The organism is Paraburkholderia ginsengiterrae, from assembly GCF_001645125.1.
In the GTDB taxonomy this organism is placed as follows: Bacteria; Pseudomonadota; Gammaproteobacteria; order Burkholderiales; family Burkholderiaceae; genus Paraburkholderia; species Paraburkholderia ginsengiterrae.
The window spans coordinates 199,427-216,291 of record NZ_LXKA01000382.1; the positions used below are offsets into that span (position 1 = coordinate 199,427).

At 60.5% G+C, this 16,865-nt stretch carries 16 protein-coding genes and 1 pseudogene; 7 read left to right on the forward strand and 10 right to left on the reverse strand.

What is annotated here, in order from left to right:
- Window positions 1-6 precede the first annotated feature (6 nt).
- Both A6V37_RS37190 and A6V37_RS37195 read right to left on the reverse strand, forming a co-directional pair.
- Entirely contained in the window at window positions 7-1,101 is a 1,095-nt protein-coding gene (locus A6V37_RS37190) for a hypothetical protein (RefSeq protein ID WP_064265215.1), read from the reverse strand.
- A 231-nt stretch (window positions 1,102-1,332) separates the two neighbouring features.
- Entirely contained in the window at window positions 1,333-2,223 is an 891-nt protein-coding gene (locus A6V37_RS37195) for a LysR substrate-binding domain-containing protein (RefSeq protein ID WP_064265216.1), read from the reverse strand.
- Between the two features lie 179 nt (window positions 2,224-2,402).
- Here A6V37_RS37195 and speB point away from each other — a divergent pair, with 179 nt between their 5' ends.
- Together speB and A6V37_RS37205 are read left to right on the forward strand one after the other, a co-directional pair.
- Entirely contained in the window at window positions 2,403-3,380 is a 978-nt protein-coding gene (gene speB / locus A6V37_RS37200; protein WP_082902555.1) for an agmatinase, read from the forward strand.
- 56 nt (window positions 3,381-3,436) lie between these two features.
- Window positions 3,437-4,522, forward strand: a complete 1,086-nt coding sequence (locus A6V37_RS37205) for a polyamine ABC transporter substrate-binding protein (RefSeq protein ID WP_064265217.1) — start codon at window positions 3,437-3,439, stop codon at window positions 4,520-4,522.
- Between the two features lie 93 nt (window positions 4,523-4,615).
- On the opposite strand, the gene A6V37_RS37210 is transcribed toward A6V37_RS37205, so the two are convergent.
- Window positions 4,616-5,272, reverse strand: coding sequence for a cysteine hydrolase family protein (locus A6V37_RS37210; protein WP_064265218.1), 657 nt, complete (start codon window positions 5,270-5,272; stop codon window positions 4,616-4,618).
- 206 nt (window positions 5,273-5,478) lie between these two features.
- Between A6V37_RS37210 and A6V37_RS37215 the strand changes: the two genes are divergently transcribed.
- Complete coding sequence (locus A6V37_RS37215) at window positions 5,479-6,246, forward strand: bestrophin-like domain (RefSeq protein WP_064265219.1); 768 nt, start codon at window positions 5,479-5,481, stop codon at window positions 6,244-6,246.
- A 53-nt stretch (window positions 6,247-6,299) separates the two neighbouring features.
- Window positions 6,300-6,518 (forward strand): annotated as a pseudogene (locus tag A6V37_RS43295) (hypothetical protein); the annotation flags it as partial.
- Between the two features lie 87 nt (window positions 6,519-6,605).
- Here A6V37_RS43295 and A6V37_RS37225 read toward each other — a convergent pair.
- From A6V37_RS37225 to A6V37_RS37240, 4 genes are all read right to left on the reverse strand, one after another.
- On the reverse strand, window positions 6,606-7,298 hold the full coding sequence (locus tag A6V37_RS37225) for a CBS domain-containing protein (protein ID WP_064265220.1): 693 nt from the start codon (window positions 7,296-7,298) through the stop codon (window positions 6,606-6,608).
- A gap of 32 nt (window positions 7,299-7,330) precedes the next feature.
- Window positions 7,331-8,530, reverse strand: coding sequence for a phosphate ABC transporter substrate-binding protein PstS (gene pstS, locus A6V37_RS37230; RefSeq protein ID WP_242665699.1), 1,200 nt, complete (start codon window positions 8,528-8,530; stop codon window positions 7,331-7,333).
- 153 nt (window positions 8,531-8,683) lie between these two features.
- Window positions 8,684-9,364, reverse strand: coding sequence for a response regulator (locus tag A6V37_RS37235; RefSeq protein ID WP_075643626.1), 681 nt, complete (start codon window positions 9,362-9,364; stop codon window positions 8,684-8,686).
- The gene (locus A6V37_RS37240; protein ID WP_064265222.1) at window positions 9,345-11,015 is read right to left on the reverse strand and encodes an MASE1 domain-containing protein; all 1,671 of its coding nucleotides are present in this window, start codon (window positions 11,013-11,015) and stop codon (window positions 9,345-9,347) included. The genes A6V37_RS37235 and A6V37_RS37240 overlap by 20 nt, the downstream gene beginning before the upstream one ends.
- 425 nt (window positions 11,016-11,440) lie before the next feature.
- Between A6V37_RS37240 and A6V37_RS37245 the strand changes: the two genes are divergently transcribed.
- Together A6V37_RS37245 and A6V37_RS37250 are read left to right on the forward strand one after the other, a co-directional pair.
- Window positions 11,441-12,487, forward strand: coding sequence for a phytoene/squalene synthase family protein (locus A6V37_RS37245; protein WP_064265223.1), 1,047 nt, complete (start codon window positions 11,441-11,443; stop codon window positions 12,485-12,487).
- 140 nt (window positions 12,488-12,627) lie between these two features.
- Window positions 12,628-12,876, forward strand: a complete 249-nt coding sequence (locus A6V37_RS37250) for a hypothetical protein (RefSeq protein WP_064265224.1) — start codon at window positions 12,628-12,630, stop codon at window positions 12,874-12,876.
- Window positions 12,877-13,103: 227 nt separating this feature from the next.
- Here the strand turns inward: A6V37_RS37250 and A6V37_RS37255 are convergent, their stop codons facing one another.
- A complete protein-coding gene (locus tag A6V37_RS37255) occupies window positions 13,104-13,421 on the reverse strand; it encodes a DUF4148 domain-containing protein (RefSeq protein WP_064265225.1) in 318 nt (105 codons plus the stop codon).
- A gap of 556 nt (window positions 13,422-13,977) precedes the next feature.
- On the opposite strand from A6V37_RS37255, the gene A6V37_RS37260 reads away from it, so the two are divergent.
- Window positions 13,978-15,135, forward strand: coding sequence for a M24 family metallopeptidase (locus A6V37_RS37260; RefSeq protein ID WP_341271994.1), 1,158 nt, complete (start codon window positions 13,978-13,980; stop codon window positions 15,133-15,135).
- Between the two features lie 44 nt (window positions 15,136-15,179).
- Here A6V37_RS37260 and A6V37_RS37265 read toward each other — a convergent pair whose 3' ends face one another.
- Entirely contained in the window at window positions 15,180-16,043 is an 864-nt protein-coding gene (locus A6V37_RS37265; protein ID WP_064265227.1) for an ABC transporter permease, read from the reverse strand.
- A 16-nt stretch (window positions 16,044-16,059) separates the two neighbouring features.
- Window positions 16,060-16,854 (reverse strand): ABC transporter ATP-binding protein, encoded by a 795-nt coding sequence (locus A6V37_RS37270; protein ID WP_064265228.1) that lies wholly within the window; start codon window positions 16,852-16,854, stop codon window positions 16,060-16,062.
- Between the last annotated feature and the right edge of the window lie 11 nt (window positions 16,855-16,865).

Sequence of the window (16,865 nt, forward strand, 5' to 3'; positions counted from 1 at the left end):
TGGCCGTTACTGCTGGTTCTCAGTAGGTACAAAGACCATGCCGTGCGGACTGGCCAGATTGGTGACCAGCGGCAGCAGTGCGCCGCTATGCATGTCAAGCTGGCCGACATAACCAGGCACCGCGGGCGTGGTTCCCGCAGCCGCCACACCTGTCGATGCGGAGAACGCTGCGTCGCGCTGCCAGACGTTGGCGCTAATCTTGTACACCGTGTTTGCCTTCGTATCGGACACCAGCAGGTAGCCCCGGTTCGCAGTGGCGAATACCGTGTCGTCAACCTGCACGTTGCCGAGCAGCGGCAGATACTGCACGCGCGGTTCACCACCCGACGAGCGCAACAGAACTAGCTGAGCATCGCCCTGATCATCGAGCAGCACATCGCCGGACGGCGTCAGCGTCATGGAATCCGGATCGGTGAGATTGAGCGTCGCCACGGTGCCGAACGGAATGTCGCTGGCGTCGAGCGAGCCGCGCATGACCGGAGTCACGTCGACCGTATAGTTGTTTGCGTCGAGATGCAGCACGCGGACAATCGCGGGCCCCATATTTTTGCCGCTGGCGTTAAGCGTGGGATTGGACGCACTGAAGTAGGCCTGGCCGTCCTTGAACACGATGTCGTCATAACCGCCGCCGTGCAGCGTTTTGGCGAACGTATACGGCTTGGATGCCTGGCCGGTTGCCGGATTGATGATGACGAGGTTGGGATTCGCGTCCTCGTTCTGCATCGCCCAAATTTCACGCGTGTATGGATTAACCTTCAGGCCGTCGTTGTGCCCCGTGACTTGATAAGTCTTCAGGACACTGCCGTCGGGCGAGTATTCAACAATCACGCTCATCGCGCCATTCGTGCCATCCGGTGCGCCGCTGTTTGCATAGCCGACCCAGACGTGACCATCCAACACGGCCAGTGAGTCCGGTGCGGTGACCAGCCCGCCGGTGCCCTTGGCAAACACGCTCAGGTTAAACCCCGGAGTGACGATCGGCTTCTTCGCCGCCGAGTCCTGCGCGTCGGCGGCACCCGCAGCGAAACAGAGTGCGGTGAACACGAATGCGGTGCGGCTGAAAATGCTGCTTACTGCGTAAACAGGTCGAATGCTCGGCATGCTCGTCTCCTGAAGCAGGTATGCGGGGGGAAGGAAGGGCTAACGGCGTTGGTGAGTTGGCCGGTAATCAAGCGAAAGATATGGAAACATGCGGGCGTGACTGGACGGTGACGACGCATGAGATCACGCCGATCGATTTGCATCAGATGTGTGCATTAATCGTCGCTACGCGCTGCGCACAGGGAACGATTACCGAATCGTTCGACCGTGAATTAGTTCTCGGTATTTTGTTCAGTCATCCTTGCTTCTGCAAAGTCCGATCATCCACGCATAAACCGCGTCCACCGCAGCGGAGCGCGCCGGCTGCGCCGATCGCATCAGCCACAGCGGCGCAAGCGCGAATCCCGGCACTTGCTGCAAGACCGCGACGCGCCCGCTCGTCAGCGCATCGCCCGCTGTGAGTCGCGACAGCATCGCAATCCCCGCTTCCTGCTCGGCCGCCGCGACGAGGAAGCGCGGATCGCTGACCGTCATTGCGCGCCGTGTTCGCAATCCTCCTCGCCTCAAATCAGGCAACCAGGGCGCCCATTCCGGGCTCTTTTCGTAGACCAGTAATGGCGCTTGCGTCAATACATCGGGAAACGGCACCGAGCGCAAACGGCGCGCGGTCATCGGCCCGCAGATGGCGACGGCCTCTTCATCGAGCAAGGGCTCGCACATCACCTCGGGCGAATCGATCTTCTTCGACGACACGACAAGATCGACGTCGACGCGATCGATCTCGTTGACCTCTTCGCCGGTCACGAGCCAGATCTCGATGTTCGGCAGCGCCTTCGAAAACGCTCGCATGCGCGGCATCAGCCAGCCCGATGCGAACTGCGGCGCGCACACGACGATGACCGAATCGGGATTGCCATACGGTTCGATGCGGTCGCGGCCATCCGCGAGCGTGCCGAGCGCGGTAGTGACGGTCTGCGCATACAGCGCGCCCGCGGCAGTCAACGCGACGCCGCGCCCAATTCGCCGAAACAGCGGCTGCCCGGTCCATTCCTCGAGTTGCTGGATCTGATGGCTGATCGCCGATTGCGTCAGCGCAAGTTCTTGCGCCGCGCGCGTGAAACTGCCGAGCCGTGCGGCGGCGTCGAAGGCGAGCAAGGCCTGCAAGGGAGGAAGTCTGCGCATGGGATGGCAACCGGGAGATATTAAAAATATCGATACTTCCAGCAAGATTCTTTGCTTTTCGCCGGAATTTTTACCCGCAATCATACAGCCAATCGCCATCCACACTAGCTCCGCCGGTCAGGCAGACATGAGAGAAATTTGTGTGACGGCGTCCGTAAAAACTGTCTGGATCGACCTGTATGACCCTGAATCTTGCGCTATCCCACCTCACACCATCCGCTGCGGCGGGCATCGACGGGCAGCCCTCGCCGCCGACTTACGCCGGCGTGCTGTCCTTCATGCGCCGGCCCTACACGCGTAATCTCGCCGGCGTCGACGTTGCCATATCCGGCATTCCACTCGACCTCGCCACGACGTTTCGCCCAGGCACACGATTCGGCCCCGCAGCCATGCGCGCCGCCTCGGTGCTGTTGTCCGAGCTCGGTGCATATCCGTGGGGTATCGACCCGTTCGATCATCTGAACGTGGTCGACTATGGCGATTGCTGGTTCGACGCTCACAATCCGCTTGGCATTCGCGACGCGATCGTCGAACACGCACGCGGCATCCTGGCAACGGGTACGAGCATGCTCACGCTGGGCGGCGACCACTCCATTACCTACCCGCTGCTCATTGCGCATGCGGAAAAGTACGGCAAGCCGCTGAGCCTGATCCACTTCGACGCGCATAGCGACACCTGGCCGGACGACAACTCCGACTCGCTGAATCACGGCACGATGTTCTACAAGGCGATCCGCGAGGGGCTGATCGACCCCGCACGTTCGGTGCAAATCGGCATTCGCACATGGAACCAGGACTTCATGGGCGTGCGCGTTCTGGATGCGCCGTGGGTGCATCGCAACGGCACACAGGCGGCCATCGACGAAGTGCTGGCCATTGTGGGCGATGCGCCGACCTACCTGACATTCGACATCGACTGCCTCGACCCGGCCTTCGCGCCCGGCACAGGCACACCGGTAGCAGGCGGTCTCAGCTCGGCGCAGGCGCTGGAGATGGTGCGCGCGCTGGGCCCCGTCAACCTTGTCGGCGCGGACGTGGTCGAAGTGTCGCCGCCCTACGACCACAGCGACGTGACCGCGCTCGCCGCCACCCATATTGCCGTCGACATGCTGTGCCTGATGCGCAATCAGAAGCTGCAACGACTTCAGCGCCTGTAAGCCCGCCAAAGGCTTTATCGAAACCTTTCTGGATGACTATCATGTCCCAACCCATCATGAAGCCGATGCTGGCAGCGCTACTGCTGTGTGCGTTCGGTGCAAGCGCGCAGGCCGATGAAAAACTGCTCAATCTGTACAATTGGGCTGACTACATTGCGAAAGACACGGTGCCGAACTTTGAAAAGGAGTCCGGAATTCACGTTCGCTATGATGTCTATGACGGCGACGAAACCTTGCAGGCGAAACTGCTGACGGGTTCAACCGGCTACGACGTCGTGGTGCCCACCTCGAACTTTCTCGCCAAACAGATCGAAGCGGGCATCTATCAGAAACTCGACAAATCGAAACTGCCGAATCTGGTGAATCTGGACCGTAATCTGCTGAAGCTCGTTGCCGATGCGGACCCCGGCAATCAATACGCGGTACCTTGGGCGTGGGGCACCACGGGACTCGGCTACAACGTCACGCGCGTCAAAAAGATTCTCGGCAACGATGCCCCGCTCGATAACTGGGACATCCTCTTCAAGCCCGAATATCTGAGCAAGCTGAAGAGTTGCGGCGTGTCTGTGCTCGACGCGCCGTCCGACGTGTTCGCGGTCACTTTGCACTACCTCGGCCGCGACCCGAACAGCGAGAATCCGGCCGACTACCAGGCCGCGTATGAAGCGCTAAAAAAGATTCGCCCGTACATCACGCAATTCAACGCGACCACCTACATCAACGATCTCGCCGGCGATGACGTCTGCTTTGCGTTGAGCTGGTCGGGCGATGTGTCGATGGCGAGCCATCGCGCGCGGGAGGCCGGCAAGACCTACGAGGTCAAATACTTCATTCCGCAAGGCGGCGCCCCGGTGTGGTTCGACATGATGGCGATCCCGAAAGACGCGCCGCACCCGGAAGCCGCGCTCGACTGGATCAACTATATCGAGCGCCCTGAGGTGCATGCGGCCATCACCAACGAGGTGTTCTATCCGAATGCCGATGCTGCCGCGCGCAAGTTCGTGCGCCCTGAGATTCTCAACGATCCGACCGTGTATCCGCCTGAGTCGGTATTGAAGACGCTGTTCCTGCTCAAGCCACTACCGGCAACGATCAAGCGGTTGGAAGGCAGGCTGTGGGCACAGTTGAAGTCGGGGGGATAGACAGCATGACGACCAGGTGGCCGCGCTGGCCACCTGGCGACGCGTTCTCCGGGCGCCTGTATGGCGTCTCTTCTAGTTGAACGAGATCCGGATTTAATCAAGCAACACCAGCGCATCAGCGAGCGACAGCACCGTCGTCCGTGAATCGAATGCCGTTGAAAAAAGATGATCGTGCACGACCGGGTCCGGGTCGTAGCAGCAATCCTTGACCGTGAATAACCGGAAGTCCGCATCGCTCGCATACGCGACCGATGACAGCACCACACCGGTCGACGCAATGCCCACCATGATCAGAGTATTGATACCCCGCGCCGAAAGCCGCACCTGCAGGTCGGTACCAAAGAACACGCTCGCGCGATGCGCGATGATGAGCGGTTCATTGGGCTGCCGGCCGAGTTCGGGCGAGATCTGGTCGTCGACGAAAAGTCCCAGTTGCTTGATGCCTTGCCCGTTCCTGTTCAACGGACTGACTTCCGGATAGCCTGGGCGAAAGTGGATCTTGGCGAAATAGACGCTCACGCCTTTGGCCCGCGCCGCGTCACACAACTTGCGCGTATTGGAGAGCAAAGTGGGCGCGACGGATGGAAACAACGCCAGGATGTCGGTCTGATAATGCATGACGACCAGAGCGGTTTGCGTTGGGACAATTGCAGGAGTCTGCATGGTCACGCTGTGCGCATCAGCGGTGCTTTCCGTGTCCTGTTGATGACCGGCTGAATCGGTGGGGCTACGTTCGGCGGATGTCGACATAGGGCTACGCGATAAAGGAGGGTGATCGACTCTATCACGACCGTCATGACGGACAGCTGGTCGGCCGGCGGCGACGCGTCGGTTGCGCCTTTTCGTTGACCCCAAGGCACGCTACTATCTGACCCTTCAAGCTCAGGCGGCGCCTGCTATGCAGCCGCGCCTGTGCCGCACAGGTTCGTCAGTGTGACTATTCGGGGGAGCAATACGTGCTGCAAATCATAAGCCATCCATTCGTTCTATTCGTGGTTTCTTTCGTGCTGATGTTCTTCGCTGCCTGGCTCGGCAGTTCAGTGCTGCGAGCTCGCTCGGAACTGGACGAGGATGGACGCGAAGACTTCAAGACGGTGCAATCGGCCACGTTGACGCTGCTCGCGCTGGTCATTGGGTTCAGCCTGTCAATGGCGGTTGGCCGCTACGATCAGCGCAAGAATCTCGAAGAGGAAGAAGCCAACGCCATCGGGACCGAGTTCATTCGGGTCAATCTTCTGCCGGACAGTGTGGCTGCCGGGATTCGTTCGAACCTCGCTCAATACGCCGAACTACGCATTGAGTACTATCAGACACGCGACCCGCAGCGCGTCGAGCAGATCAACGCCGCCACCGGCAGCCTGCAAGACAAGTTGTGGAGCGCGGTGAAGGATGGCGCGAAGGCGCAGCCCAACCCCGTTACCGCGCTTGCGGTTGCGGGCATGAATGACGTCATCAATTCGCAGGGCTATACCCAGGCGGCATGGTGGAATCGCATCCCCCACGCCGCGTGGCTGTTGATGATCGTGATCGGCGTGTTCAGCAACGCGCTGGTGGGTTATGGCGTGAAAAATGCCCGCGCAAAAAACCGCTTTCTGCTAATCATGCCGTTGACGGTGGCACTCTCGTTCATGTTGATTGCGGACATAGATAGTCCGCGCAACGGCATTATTCGCGTGGTTCCGCAAAATCTGATCAGCACCGCGCAATCGCTGCACAATCCGTAATCCATCCAGAGCGCATAATTCGGAATTTCGAACGGTCGTAGAGCGCAGCCCAGCTGGAGCGGCTCTACGATTTCTGGAAGGAGGCGGGCGGGTTCGCCGCCGCGAACCACGAACTGCTCACCCATATCAGCTGGCCGCGCTTCTGGGCGGTGCAGATTCTGCTCATCACGCTGATATTCAACTACTGCGTGATCGCGGAACTCGCGCGCGCACTCGGACGCGACAAGCGCAAACGGATTTTCTTCGGACCGCTGCCTCCAACGCGCAACTGATCGTCGGATTCGTCACGATGTATCGCACCGTAAACAACGGCGTGTGGCTCAGCTCAAATCCACACGCCTCTTGCGACTGTGTGCGGATTACAACGCCGGAATCACGCTCGGCGTTTCCAGGTGATACTCGACGCGCCTGACGCCCGGCACGCCCTCGGCCGCGATGCGGATCGCGCGCCTTTCCTCGTCGGATTCGATCACGCCCCAGAGATGCGCGACACCGTCCTTGACGAGCACGCCCTGTTTCGGCAGCCCCCAGCGCTGGCCGTGCATTTCCAGCACGATCGCGTCGCGCAGGCTCGCATCGTCGTGCGAAATCGAATCCACGGGCGGAGCGACGCTCGCGAGTGCGCGGATCATATTGGACCGGCTGACGATTCCGACCAGCTTGCCGTCTTTCAGTACCGGTACGCGTTTGAGATGCCGGCGCTCCATGAGGTCGGCGATCTGATCGAGCGGCATGTCCTCGGAAATTGAAATCACCTGGTCGCACATCACGTCGCCGACGACGTGCCCGTGCTCCTTCACGTACCTTGCGGCTTGCTCGCGAGGCGTCGACAGCAGAAATTCGAGCCACCACGGGCGCTTCCCGTGCACCGTGCCGTTTTCCACGCGATGCAGCAGATCGCCCTGGCTAACGATGCCAATAACCTGTCTGTTCGCATCGACGACCGGCATGCCGCTGATACGGTTGTCGACGAACAGTTGTGCCGCGTCGTGAATCGTCATGTCCGGAGTGGCGGTGATGACGGACGTAGTCATGATGTCAAGCGCACGCATGGTCGGTCCTCCTGCGAGTGAGTGAATGACGCTCAATAGCCTGCCGGCAGCGACTTGGTGACGCGGACCAGGCTTGTCGTCCCTTTCGGTGCGCCGCCGGCAGGGACTTCGCCGACTAGCCCGCTGGACAGGTTCTGCGCCCAATACGCTTCGATCTTCCCGACTAGCTCCGGCGGCGGGGTGCCGTAATTTTCGACAGCCGCCTCTTCGCGGCCCTCATTGAGAGCCCACCGGAAGAACGCAAGCGCGACGGATGAGCCGACGTTGTTCTCGGCTTTCATCAAGATGAATACGACGCCAGGAATCGGCCAAGCGCGGTCGCCCGGCGGATCGGTGACGAGCTGGTAGAAATCGCCCACACGGCCCCAATCCACTGTCTCGACGGCAGCTTTGAAACTTGCGGCCGATGGCTCGACAAACGCGCCCGATTTATTCTGAACGCTCGCATAGGCGAGGGGCGCGAGGCCCGTGTAGGCTAGCTCGACATAACCGATCGCGCCGGCGATCCGCTTAACATAGGTGGCGACCAGCTGGCTGTTCGTGGCGCTGAACCCAACCGGCCATTTGACCGTCAGGCCGCTGCCCACCTGCTCGCGCCATTGCGGGCTCACGGCGCTCAGATAGTTCGTCCAGTTGAAGGTCGACCCGGACCGGTCACCGCGATGAACCACGACGATTTTCAGATCGGGGAGCGCGAGACCGGGATTGATTGCCTTGATGGCCGGGTCGTTCCAGTCGGTGATTTTGCCCAGGTAGATGTCCGCCAGCAGCGGACCCGTCAAGTGAAGCTGTCCCGGTGCTATGCCGTCGAGGTGGACTACCGGCACGAGGCCGCCGGCCGCCACCGGGAACTGGATGAGTCCCGATGTGCGCAATTCGTCTGGCTTCAGCGGCATGTCCGAGGCACTAAAAGTTACCGTGGCCGCTTTCAACTGATCAATGCCGTTGCCGGAGCCAACGGGATGAAAACTCACCTGCTGATGGGTTTTGCCGTAATAGGAGGCGGCCCACTTCTGCGCCAGGGGATCGAAGAAGCTCGAGCCGGCACCCGTGATACCTCCGACGGCCTGCACTGTCTGCGCCGCCAGCGCATGACTCGCGCCGAGACACGCAGTCGCGATCGCGATACAGCGAAACACCTGCCGTAGCTCGCGGGCCGTTGCAGCAATGACTGTGGAAAGGGGAGCGACAGTGCTTTGCTGGAATCGGGTGTTCATGGCGGCGACCCCCATCGAGATGTTGGGCTACGCCTGCCTACCCCGCATAAGGGTCGCGGCACGCTGGCAGGTATGACGGCACTGTATGCGCCGGCTGCGTGCGCATGAATAAGGCGCCGTTGCTAAAAGAGGCTAGGGGATTGCCTTATTCTGCGGTCGGGCTCCGCCCTATTGGCTCTCGATCCACTGAATGGCGAAGCGCATCAACTCTTTGCCGCTACGGATATGCAGCTTTTCTTTGATGTTGGCCTGATGCGCCTCGATGGTCTTCACGCTCCGATTCAGTTTTCCCGCGATTTCGCGCGTGCTGAAGCCGAGTCCGATCAGGTGCAGGACTTCGAATTCCCGCTCCGAAAGGCTCGCGATTGCGCCCTCCGCGTTTTTACGAGGGGCGGCAAGGGCTCGCGCCAGCTTTTCGTGCATGGCGGCGCTTAAATAAATATTGCCTGCCAGCACTTCGCGAATGGCGCTCACGACGTGCTCGGTGGCCTCGAGTTTCATCAGATACCCGTTGGCCCCGGACCGTAGTGCGCGTTCGGCAAACAGGCTTTCGTCATGCATGCTGAGGACGAGGATGGCCAGAGCCGGGTAGCGGTGGCGGAGCGTCTTGACAAGATCGAGGCCGGAATCCGATTTCAGGCTGAGGTCCACAATGGCCATGTCGGGGCGGCCCATATCGGGCTCCCGATCCATCGCCGCCAGCGCCTCTTCGGCGCTGCCAGCCGCACTGCACACGTGCAGGTCTCCCTGCAGATTCAGCAGATGTGTCATGCCGTCCCGGATGATGGGGTGATCATCCACGATCAGGATTTGAGTGGCCCGGTCCGGGCTAGACGATTTTTCGTGCACGGTCCGCCCCCCCCGGTAGCGGACAATTGATGGCGACCGTGGTACCTCCGAAAGTATTGCGGGTGACCGAGCAGGAACCGCCCAGAAGGCTTGCCCGGTGACGGAGGTTATGAAGTCCCAGCCCGGAGGCGCGCTCCATTTCTTCCTGGCCGACGCCCGCTCCGTCGTCACTGATTGAAAGCGTCTGCATACCGTCTGCCTGCTCCAGGTCGATCCAGATGCGGCGGCCGTGGCTATATTTCAGCGCATTGTTGACTGCTTCCTGTGCCGCACGGTAGAGGTTGATCTGCATCAGCGGATCCAGTGGGTCCACATCCGGCGCGGCCCGCAGCGTGCAATCGACGCCATTGAGCGTGCGCGCCGTGTCCGCCAGCCCCTGCAATGCGGTTACAAGGCCACCCTGTTCCATGGCGACCGGGTCCAGGCCATGGGCAATCCGGCGGGTCATCAAGGACGCCTGCTTGACCAATCCGACAATGGTAGCGGCATCGGCTGCTGCTGCGTGGCCTTGCGCCTGCAATTTCTGATTCAAGGCGGCGCAGTACAGGCCCAGGCTCGTCAGCTGTTGTCCTAGCCCATCATGCAGGTCCCGGCCGATGAGTCGTTGCTGCTGATCGCCAATCCGGATCAATTCTCCTTCCAGCAGACGGCGTTGCGCCATCTCCTCCTTGAGATCATCGTTGGTCTTCTGCAGGTCTTCGGTTCGAGCCACCACGCGCTGTTCCAGTTCGATATAGGACGCCTGAAGCAGCTGATGCGCGCGCTGTTCCTGAGCACGTGCCGCCACCAGCAGCAGTCCGGTTATTGCCATGACGTTGGCGAAGGTGCACCACCTCACGAGGCTATCCACCGGGGATTCGGCAGCGAAGGGGCCCGTGCCGTGGGTGGTGCCCCAGACGGCCATGGCCGAGACCACCAGGGTCGTGATGCTGATGCCCAGGTGATCGAAGCGCAAAGCCGCCCAGATAACGAACGGAAAGACCGCCAGGGCCGCAGGATAGTAGCCATGCCCGGCAAGTTGCGGCGCGCCGAAAATGAGGTAGCTCACCCAGAAGGTCGAAATGGTCAGTACGCACGCCTCTACGGTCTGCTGCTTGGAGCGAACCGGGTTCGAATAGGTGAGGAAGCTGAGCAGGGGCGGGGCGATGACCAGGACTCCCATCATGTCGCCGAGCCACCATTTCAGAAAGGCCGCGCCGTACTCGGCGGGCGGCACGAGGCCCGCTCCACGCAGGGCCGTCATGCCAAACAGCGCGCTGATTGCCGTGCTCAGCACCGCGGCCAGGCCGATGAAGGCCAGCACGTCATGAATCCGGTTGAGCGTGATCCGGAATCGGGCTGCGCGCTTCAACAGGAATGCTGCCGTCAACGCGCCGATCATGGAGCCGGTGCCGATCAACGCGGCCACGCCTGCGGGCACGCCGGCCGACAGGTTGGCGAGGAACGAGCCGATCGCAATTCCCGGCGCAACTGCGAAGCCCAGAGCGAGCAGCGCAACAAGGGCGATGCCGCTTGAGGGCCAGACGAGGGAAATGGCGCCGCCCACTACCGCATACGCAAGCCCCAGCCTTGCACCTGCGAAGTACGCCAATGCAACGATTCCGGTGTACAGGAAGAGGCTGGTTCTGGAATTGACCCGAATGGTAACCATCGTTCGCTTCAAATCCTGAAGGACAGGTTCTTGCGGGCGTTAAAACGGCTTTTCAACAGTCGTGGGACAACGGTCCAGCATAGGCCGTGAATTTTTTGGCGCAAAGTCGGCGGATTCCCCAAACGTTGACCAACGCACATATTGGCGATGAGCGCTTGACCTGAAAGCTCGTCGAATGGCAAGAACGGGGCACGTACTGCCGACCGACGCCTCCGCATAGACAACGCGCATTCACCGAGGCCGTCAAGATCTCACCCGAGCTCGCCAATAGGGTACGGGTAAAGCGCCTGAGCGCGAGCCATGGCGAGCAGGCTGGCAAGGGCCTGGGCAGAGCCACCGTCGCGCGATGAAGGCGGTTCGCCGTATACAATTCGGCAGCGCCTGACTTTTACCCGCTTTCGCCCAACACAAAACTGATCCCGTCCATGCCGAATCCGACCCGGGCCTTCCTTCTTGGCCCGCTCCTGAAAGGCGTTTCCCGCTCCTTCTATCTCACCCTGCGCGTGCTGCCCGCCGGGATGCGCGATCCAATCGGCCTCGCGTACCTGTTGGCGCGCGCGGCCGACACGATTGCGGATACCTCGCTGATCTCGCCGGAACAACGGCTTGCTTTGCTGCTGTCGCTGCGCGCGCAGGTCAATGGCGCGGCCGACGACGGTGCGCCGTTGCAGCGCATAGCCGCCGAAGTAGCGGGGCAGCAGATCCAGTCGGATGAAAAAGTCCTGCTCGAATCGCTCGGCCCGGCGCTCGACGTGTTGATGCAATTAAGCGAATCCGATCGCAAGGCCGTGCGCGAGATCGTCTCGACGCTAACCGAAGGCATGGAGTTCGATCTTCGCACTTTCCCGGACGAACGTTCCGGCGAGATCGCGGCACTGCGCGAATACGGCGATCTCGATCGCTATACGTATCTGGTGGCGGGTTGTGTCGGCGAATTCTGGACGACGATGACCTACGCTCACATGCCAGGCACGCTGAAAGAGCGCCCCGAGATCATGGCGCAACGTGGCGTGCGTTTCGGCAAGGCGTTGCAGATGACCAATGTGCTGCGCGATTGCGGCAAAGACTTGCGGATTGGCCGCTGTTATATCCCACAGATCCTGCTCGATCGCCACGGACTGAGCGCGCAGGAACTGCTGCTGCCGGCCAACTCGCTGCGTGCGCGGCCGCTGTTGGTGGAGCTTTTGGGTAAATCACTGGATCATTTCCGCGCAGCCCTCGACTACACGCTGGCGATTCCCGCATCGTCGGTGCGCTTGCGACTCGCATGTCTGTGGCCGATTCTGATCGGTCTGGAGACCCTGCTTCTGCTGGTGGACAACCACGCCTGGCTCGACCCGCGGAAAGTCTCCAAGGTGAAGCGCAACAGGGTCTATCAGATCATCGCCTCATCGCTGCTATTGGTCCCTTCGAATAGACGGGTGCGCAATGCAGTCGAACAGCAAATCAGGCAAATCGAAGCGCGGTTTTGAATGTAGTGCTATTCCGCATGGTGAATCGCGTGAAAATGTGAGCTGATTTAATTTGCATCATTGAATCATCCTCAATCGGGAAACCCCTAGGACCGTGTATTCGTGGTTCGCGTTAGTCTCTTCAAAAGAGGAGACGAACCATGAGACAGGCGTTCAATATTGCCGTGGTGCTGTTACTCGGCTATCTGATGGCAGATAGGGCATTGATGCGCGCGCAAGCAGGGGAGATAGGAACAATTACGTGCCATCAGGGCGCGGAACTGGTCAAGGCGAACGCGCTGAAAAAAGGTTTTGGCGATATTGGGGCCAGCAGTCAGGGCGAGAATTTTCTGTCGAACTGTCTCGTCACGGGGCGTGGTCAGGTGGGCAATCTGATCGCACGCGACTAAGGTGCGTCGATAAAGTGCGTCGAGAAAAAACGCCCAGGCCTTGAGAGCCCGGGCGAAGCCATCGGGAGCCCGATGACGGAGGTAAGGAATACAGAACTGGCCCGCGATCGATGAAAGTCGGTCGCGGGCCGGTTCGTTTTATGAGTGTGCGTATCCTCGATGCGTCAACCGGCTGTTAGCGCCCGTTGCCGCTTGAGGATGGCTCAGTGTCCACATACGTGATCGAATTAGCGGCCGAAGTAAATCGACTGCGGACCGCTCATTGCGACCGGACGGCCCGATTGCGATGCGCCGCTCACCACGCCGCCGTAACCACTTTGCACTGCCTGCGAGGTGCCGTTTTCAGCATCGACGCGGGCTTGAGCGGCCTGAATGTTAGCCGGGTAATGCGGGTCGTCATATCCTGGGTGAAATCCGGCCTTTTCCAGTTGAACCAGTTCGGCGCGGACCTGAGCGCGGGTCACGGGCTGGTTGGATTGTGCAAACGAAGCAACGGGAGCGGCCAGTGCAGCGGCGATAACAACGGCTTGAACGAGCGATTTCATGATTAACTACCTCCAGTTTTTTGGTCTTTGTGTTGCTACGAGCGTTCTTGTTCGTAGTCAGTGATTACATTGTAGTTTTGCGATCTGGCTGGAGTAATACCCATATCAGGTAAGGTTTGTTGCTAAATTTGAGACAAAGAGGCGGGAGTTTGGGCGTGGGGAAATCGCGTCGATACCGCGCTGTCCCGACGTACTGCGGATCGGCGACACGTATTGCGGAAAAAGGTCGTGCTGCGATATGGCGAATTGAATCGGTCAAGGAAGGGGCGTTAAGCTAAGGATTCCTCACATGGTGGGTGGTCTAACTCCGATCCGATTTTTGACCGCGACGACCGCTTCGCCAGACCCGGTTATGCCGATTTCGTCATTTGGATCAGGGAATCGTATCTAGACGCCACCCTCATTAACCAGGAAAAATCCGCCGCTGCGGAGTCAGAATAGAATGCGTTGTGAGAGCGACGCGATACAAAGACACAGTGCATAAGCCAAGGAGTAGTACATGAACAGAGGTATCGGCGGCTCAACCGCGGAAAACGAGCTCGCGCAATTGCACGATATGACGGCGGGCACTGAGCCGATTCAGCCGGACGAGTATCGGGCCCGTATCGCCAATGCACAGCGTTTGATGCGCGAGCAGGGTATGGCCGCCCTGTTCGTCGAGTCGAACAGCAACCTGCTGTACTTCACCGGCGTCCCTTGGCGCCGCAGCGAGCGCATGACCGGCGCGATCATTCCGGCGCAGGGTGAAATCGAATATATCGTTCCGGCTTTCGAGCGCGGAACATTCGAAGGCATGCTTCAGATTCCCGGCAGGATGAACCTTTGGCAAGAGCACGAAGCGCCTGCGCTGCTGATCGCGGAAGTGCTGGCGCGTCATGGCGCGAGCGCCGGCGTGCTGGGCTTCGATGAAACGGCGCCTTTCTTCATGTACACCGGACTGCGCACGCACGCTCCGGAACTTGCCATTGTGAGCGCAGCGGGGGTGACGAGCGAGTGCCGGATGCGTAAATCATCGGCTGAAATCGCGCTCATGCAGCGAGCCAATGACATGACGCTGCGCGTGCACCAGGCCGCGGCACGCATACTCCGGGAGGGCATCTCAACGGCGGAGGTGCTGGAGTTTATCGACAAGGCTCACCGCAAGGTTGGCTCGCGTCGCGGCTCCACGTTCTGCATCGTGCTGTTCGGGGCGGACACCGCCTTTCCGCACGGAGTGAAGTCGCCTAAGTCGCTGGAGCGCGGCGAAATGGTGCTGATCGATACGGGCTGCGAACTGTATGGCTACCAGTCCGACATCACGCGTACCTACGTGTTCGGCAATGCGACGGAGCAGCAGAGGGAAGTGTGGATGCACGAGCAACAGGCGCAACTGCGTGCATTCGAAGCGGCGCAGCTTGGTGTAGCCGCTGAGCAGATTGATGGTGCCGCGCGGGCCTACATCGAGAACGCGGGATACCAGGCGAATTATGGTTTGCCGGGGCTTCCACACCGCACCGGGCATGGCATCGGCCTTGATATTCACGAGTCGCCCTACATGGTGAAGGGCAATCGTACGCCGTTGGACACCGGCATGTGTTTCAGCATCGAACCGATGCTCTGCGTGCCCAACGCCTTTGGCATCCGGCACGAGGATCACGCTTATATGACGGAATCGGGACCGCGATGGTTCACGCAACCTGCGTCAAGCATCGACGATCCCTTCGGTGTGGGGTAAACATCAAAGGGCGCCGCGTTCTCCACGCGGCGCCCAGTAACCCGTTAGACAGCGGTCGGCCGCCACTTCAACAGCCGTTGTTCAACAGCAGTCAGCAGATAGTCCGCCGCCAGGGCAACTACCGCCAGCACGATCATCGCCGCGAACACGCCGCTTGCGTTGAACGCGCCCTGCGCGGTGGAGATCAGCAGACCGATACCTTGCTTCGAGCCGAGAAACTCGCCGACCACCGCACCGACCAGCGCGAAACCGAAGCTCACGTGCAAGCTGGCAAGAATCCAGCTCAGTGCCGACGGAATCACCACCGAGGTCGTTACCTGGCGGCGCGATGCACCTAGGATTTGCGCATTCGCGATCATATAGCGGTCAGCCTCGCGCACACCTTGAAACGCATTGGCGAACACGACGAAGAACACCATCACCACCGCCAGCGCCACCTTCGACGCCATGCCGAGACCCAGCGCGATCACGAACACCGAACCCAGCACCACGCGCGGAATCGAGTTGGCGATCTTGATGTAGAGGCTGAATACGTCGGACAACAACTTGTTGCGGCCGAGCACGATGCCGCAGAACACACCCGCCACCGAACCAATAATGAAGCCGAGGCCGGTTTCTTCAAGCGTGACCCAGACCTGGGTCAGCAATGGGCCTTGCGAGGTGCCGTTCACGAACCAGTCGACGATCTGCTCGAAAATCGCGCTGGGCATGGAGAAGAAGAACGGGTCGATCCATTTCAGGCGCGCGGACAGTTCCCACCCGCCGAGCACGACCACCAGCACGACGATACGCAGTGTGATCACCAGCGCGTGACGCTGGCGGATGCGTTTTTGCGCGACGCGTTCGACTTGTGCGAGCGACGCGGGGTCGATGCCCGAGGGCATCGTCTGTTGAGGAGTAGTAGACATAGTTGCCATTCCTTGATTAACCGATCTGCACTTCTTCGCGCAGGTCATGCCAAATGTCGCGCGAGATTTCGATGAAACGCGGGTCGTAGCGCACTTCCGACGTGACGCGCGGACGCGGCAGATCGATTTCGTACACCTTCTTCAGCGTTGCCGGGCGCGCGGTCAGCACGAACACACGGTCGGCGAGCGCGATGGCTTCTTCCAGATCGTGCGTGACGAACACCACCGAGCCGACACCTGCCCACAGTTGCAGCAGTTCGTCCTGCATCAACGTGCGCGTTTGCATGTCGAGCGCCGAGAAGGGCTCGTCCATCAGCAGGATTTCGGGCTTGTTGATGAAGGTCTGCGCGAGCGCCACACGCTTGCGCATGCCGCCGGACAGTTGATGCGGATAGTGCTTGCCGAACTTGTCGAGGCCCACGCGGCGCAGCCATTCGTTGGCTTCGTCGTAGGCGGCCGATTTCGAGCGGCCGCGATACAGCGGACCTGCCGCCACGTTATCGAGCACCGAGCGCCACGGAAACACGGCGTCGGCCTGAAACACGAAGCCGATGCGCGGGTCGATGCCGTCCACCGGCGCGCCCATCACCCGTACTTCGCCGGTGGTGGGCTTAAGCAAGCCGGTAATCATGCTGAGCGTGGTGGACTTGCCGCACCCCGTCGGACCGACCACGGCGACGAACTCGCCGCGTGCCACCGACATGCTGAAGTCGCGCAACGCGATCGTGGCTTTGCCGTCCGGGGAAATGAAACGGCACGATACGTTACGCATTTCAATGGCTGGCGTATCGCGTGACATGGGTTGATTCATCGGCTGGTGCC

Excerpts from the sequence above, each read along its gene's own strand:
- A6V37_RS37190 (WP_064265215.1), bottom strand. The coding sequence starts at position 1,101 with ATGCCGAGCATTCGACCTGTTTACGCAGTAAGCAGCATTTTCAGCCGC.
- A6V37_RS37195 (WP_064265216.1), bottom strand. The coding sequence starts at position 2,223 with ATGCGCAGACTTCCTCCCTTGCAGGCCTTGCTCGCCTTCGACGCCGCC.
- speB (WP_082902555.1), top strand. The coding sequence starts at position 2,403 with ATGACCCTGAATCTTGCGCTATCCCACCTCACACCATCCGCTGCGGCG.
- A6V37_RS37205 (WP_064265217.1), top strand. The coding sequence starts at position 3,437 with ATGAAGCCGATGCTGGCAGCGCTACTGCTGTGTGCGTTCGGTGCAAGC.
- A6V37_RS37210 (WP_064265218.1), bottom strand. The coding sequence starts at position 5,272 with ATGTCGACATCCGCCGAACGTAGCCCCACCGATTCAGCCGGTCATCAA.
- A6V37_RS37225 (WP_064265220.1), bottom strand. The coding sequence starts at position 7,298 with ATGCGTGCGCTTGACATCATGACTACGTCCGTCATCACCGCCACTCCG.
- pstS (WP_242665699.1), bottom strand. The coding sequence starts at position 8,530 with ATGGGGGTCGCCGCCATGAACACCCGATTCCAGCAAAGCACTGTCGCT.
- A6V37_RS37240 (WP_064265222.1), bottom strand. The coding sequence starts at position 11,015 with ATGGTTACCATTCGGGTCAATTCCAGAACCAGCCTCTTCCTGTACACC.
- A6V37_RS37245 (WP_064265223.1), top strand. The coding sequence starts at position 11,441 with ATGCCGAATCCGACCCGGGCCTTCCTTCTTGGCCCGCTCCTGAAAGGC.
- A6V37_RS37250 (WP_064265224.1), top strand. The coding sequence starts at position 12,628 with ATGAGACAGGCGTTCAATATTGCCGTGGTGCTGTTACTCGGCTATCTG.
- A6V37_RS37255 (WP_064265225.1), bottom strand. The coding sequence starts at position 13,421 with ATGAAATCGCTCGTTCAAGCCGTTGTTATCGCCGCTGCACTGGCCGCT.
- A6V37_RS37260 (WP_341271994.1), top strand. The coding sequence starts at position 13,978 with ATGACGGCGGGCACTGAGCCGATTCAGCCGGACGAGTATCGGGCCCGT.
- A6V37_RS37265 (WP_064265227.1), bottom strand. The coding sequence starts at position 16,043 with ATGTCTACTACTCCTCAACAGACGATGCCCTCGGGCATCGACCCCGCG.
- A6V37_RS37270 (WP_064265228.1), bottom strand. The coding sequence starts at position 16,854 with ATGAATCAACCCATGTCACGCGATACGCCAGCCATTGAAATGCGTAAC.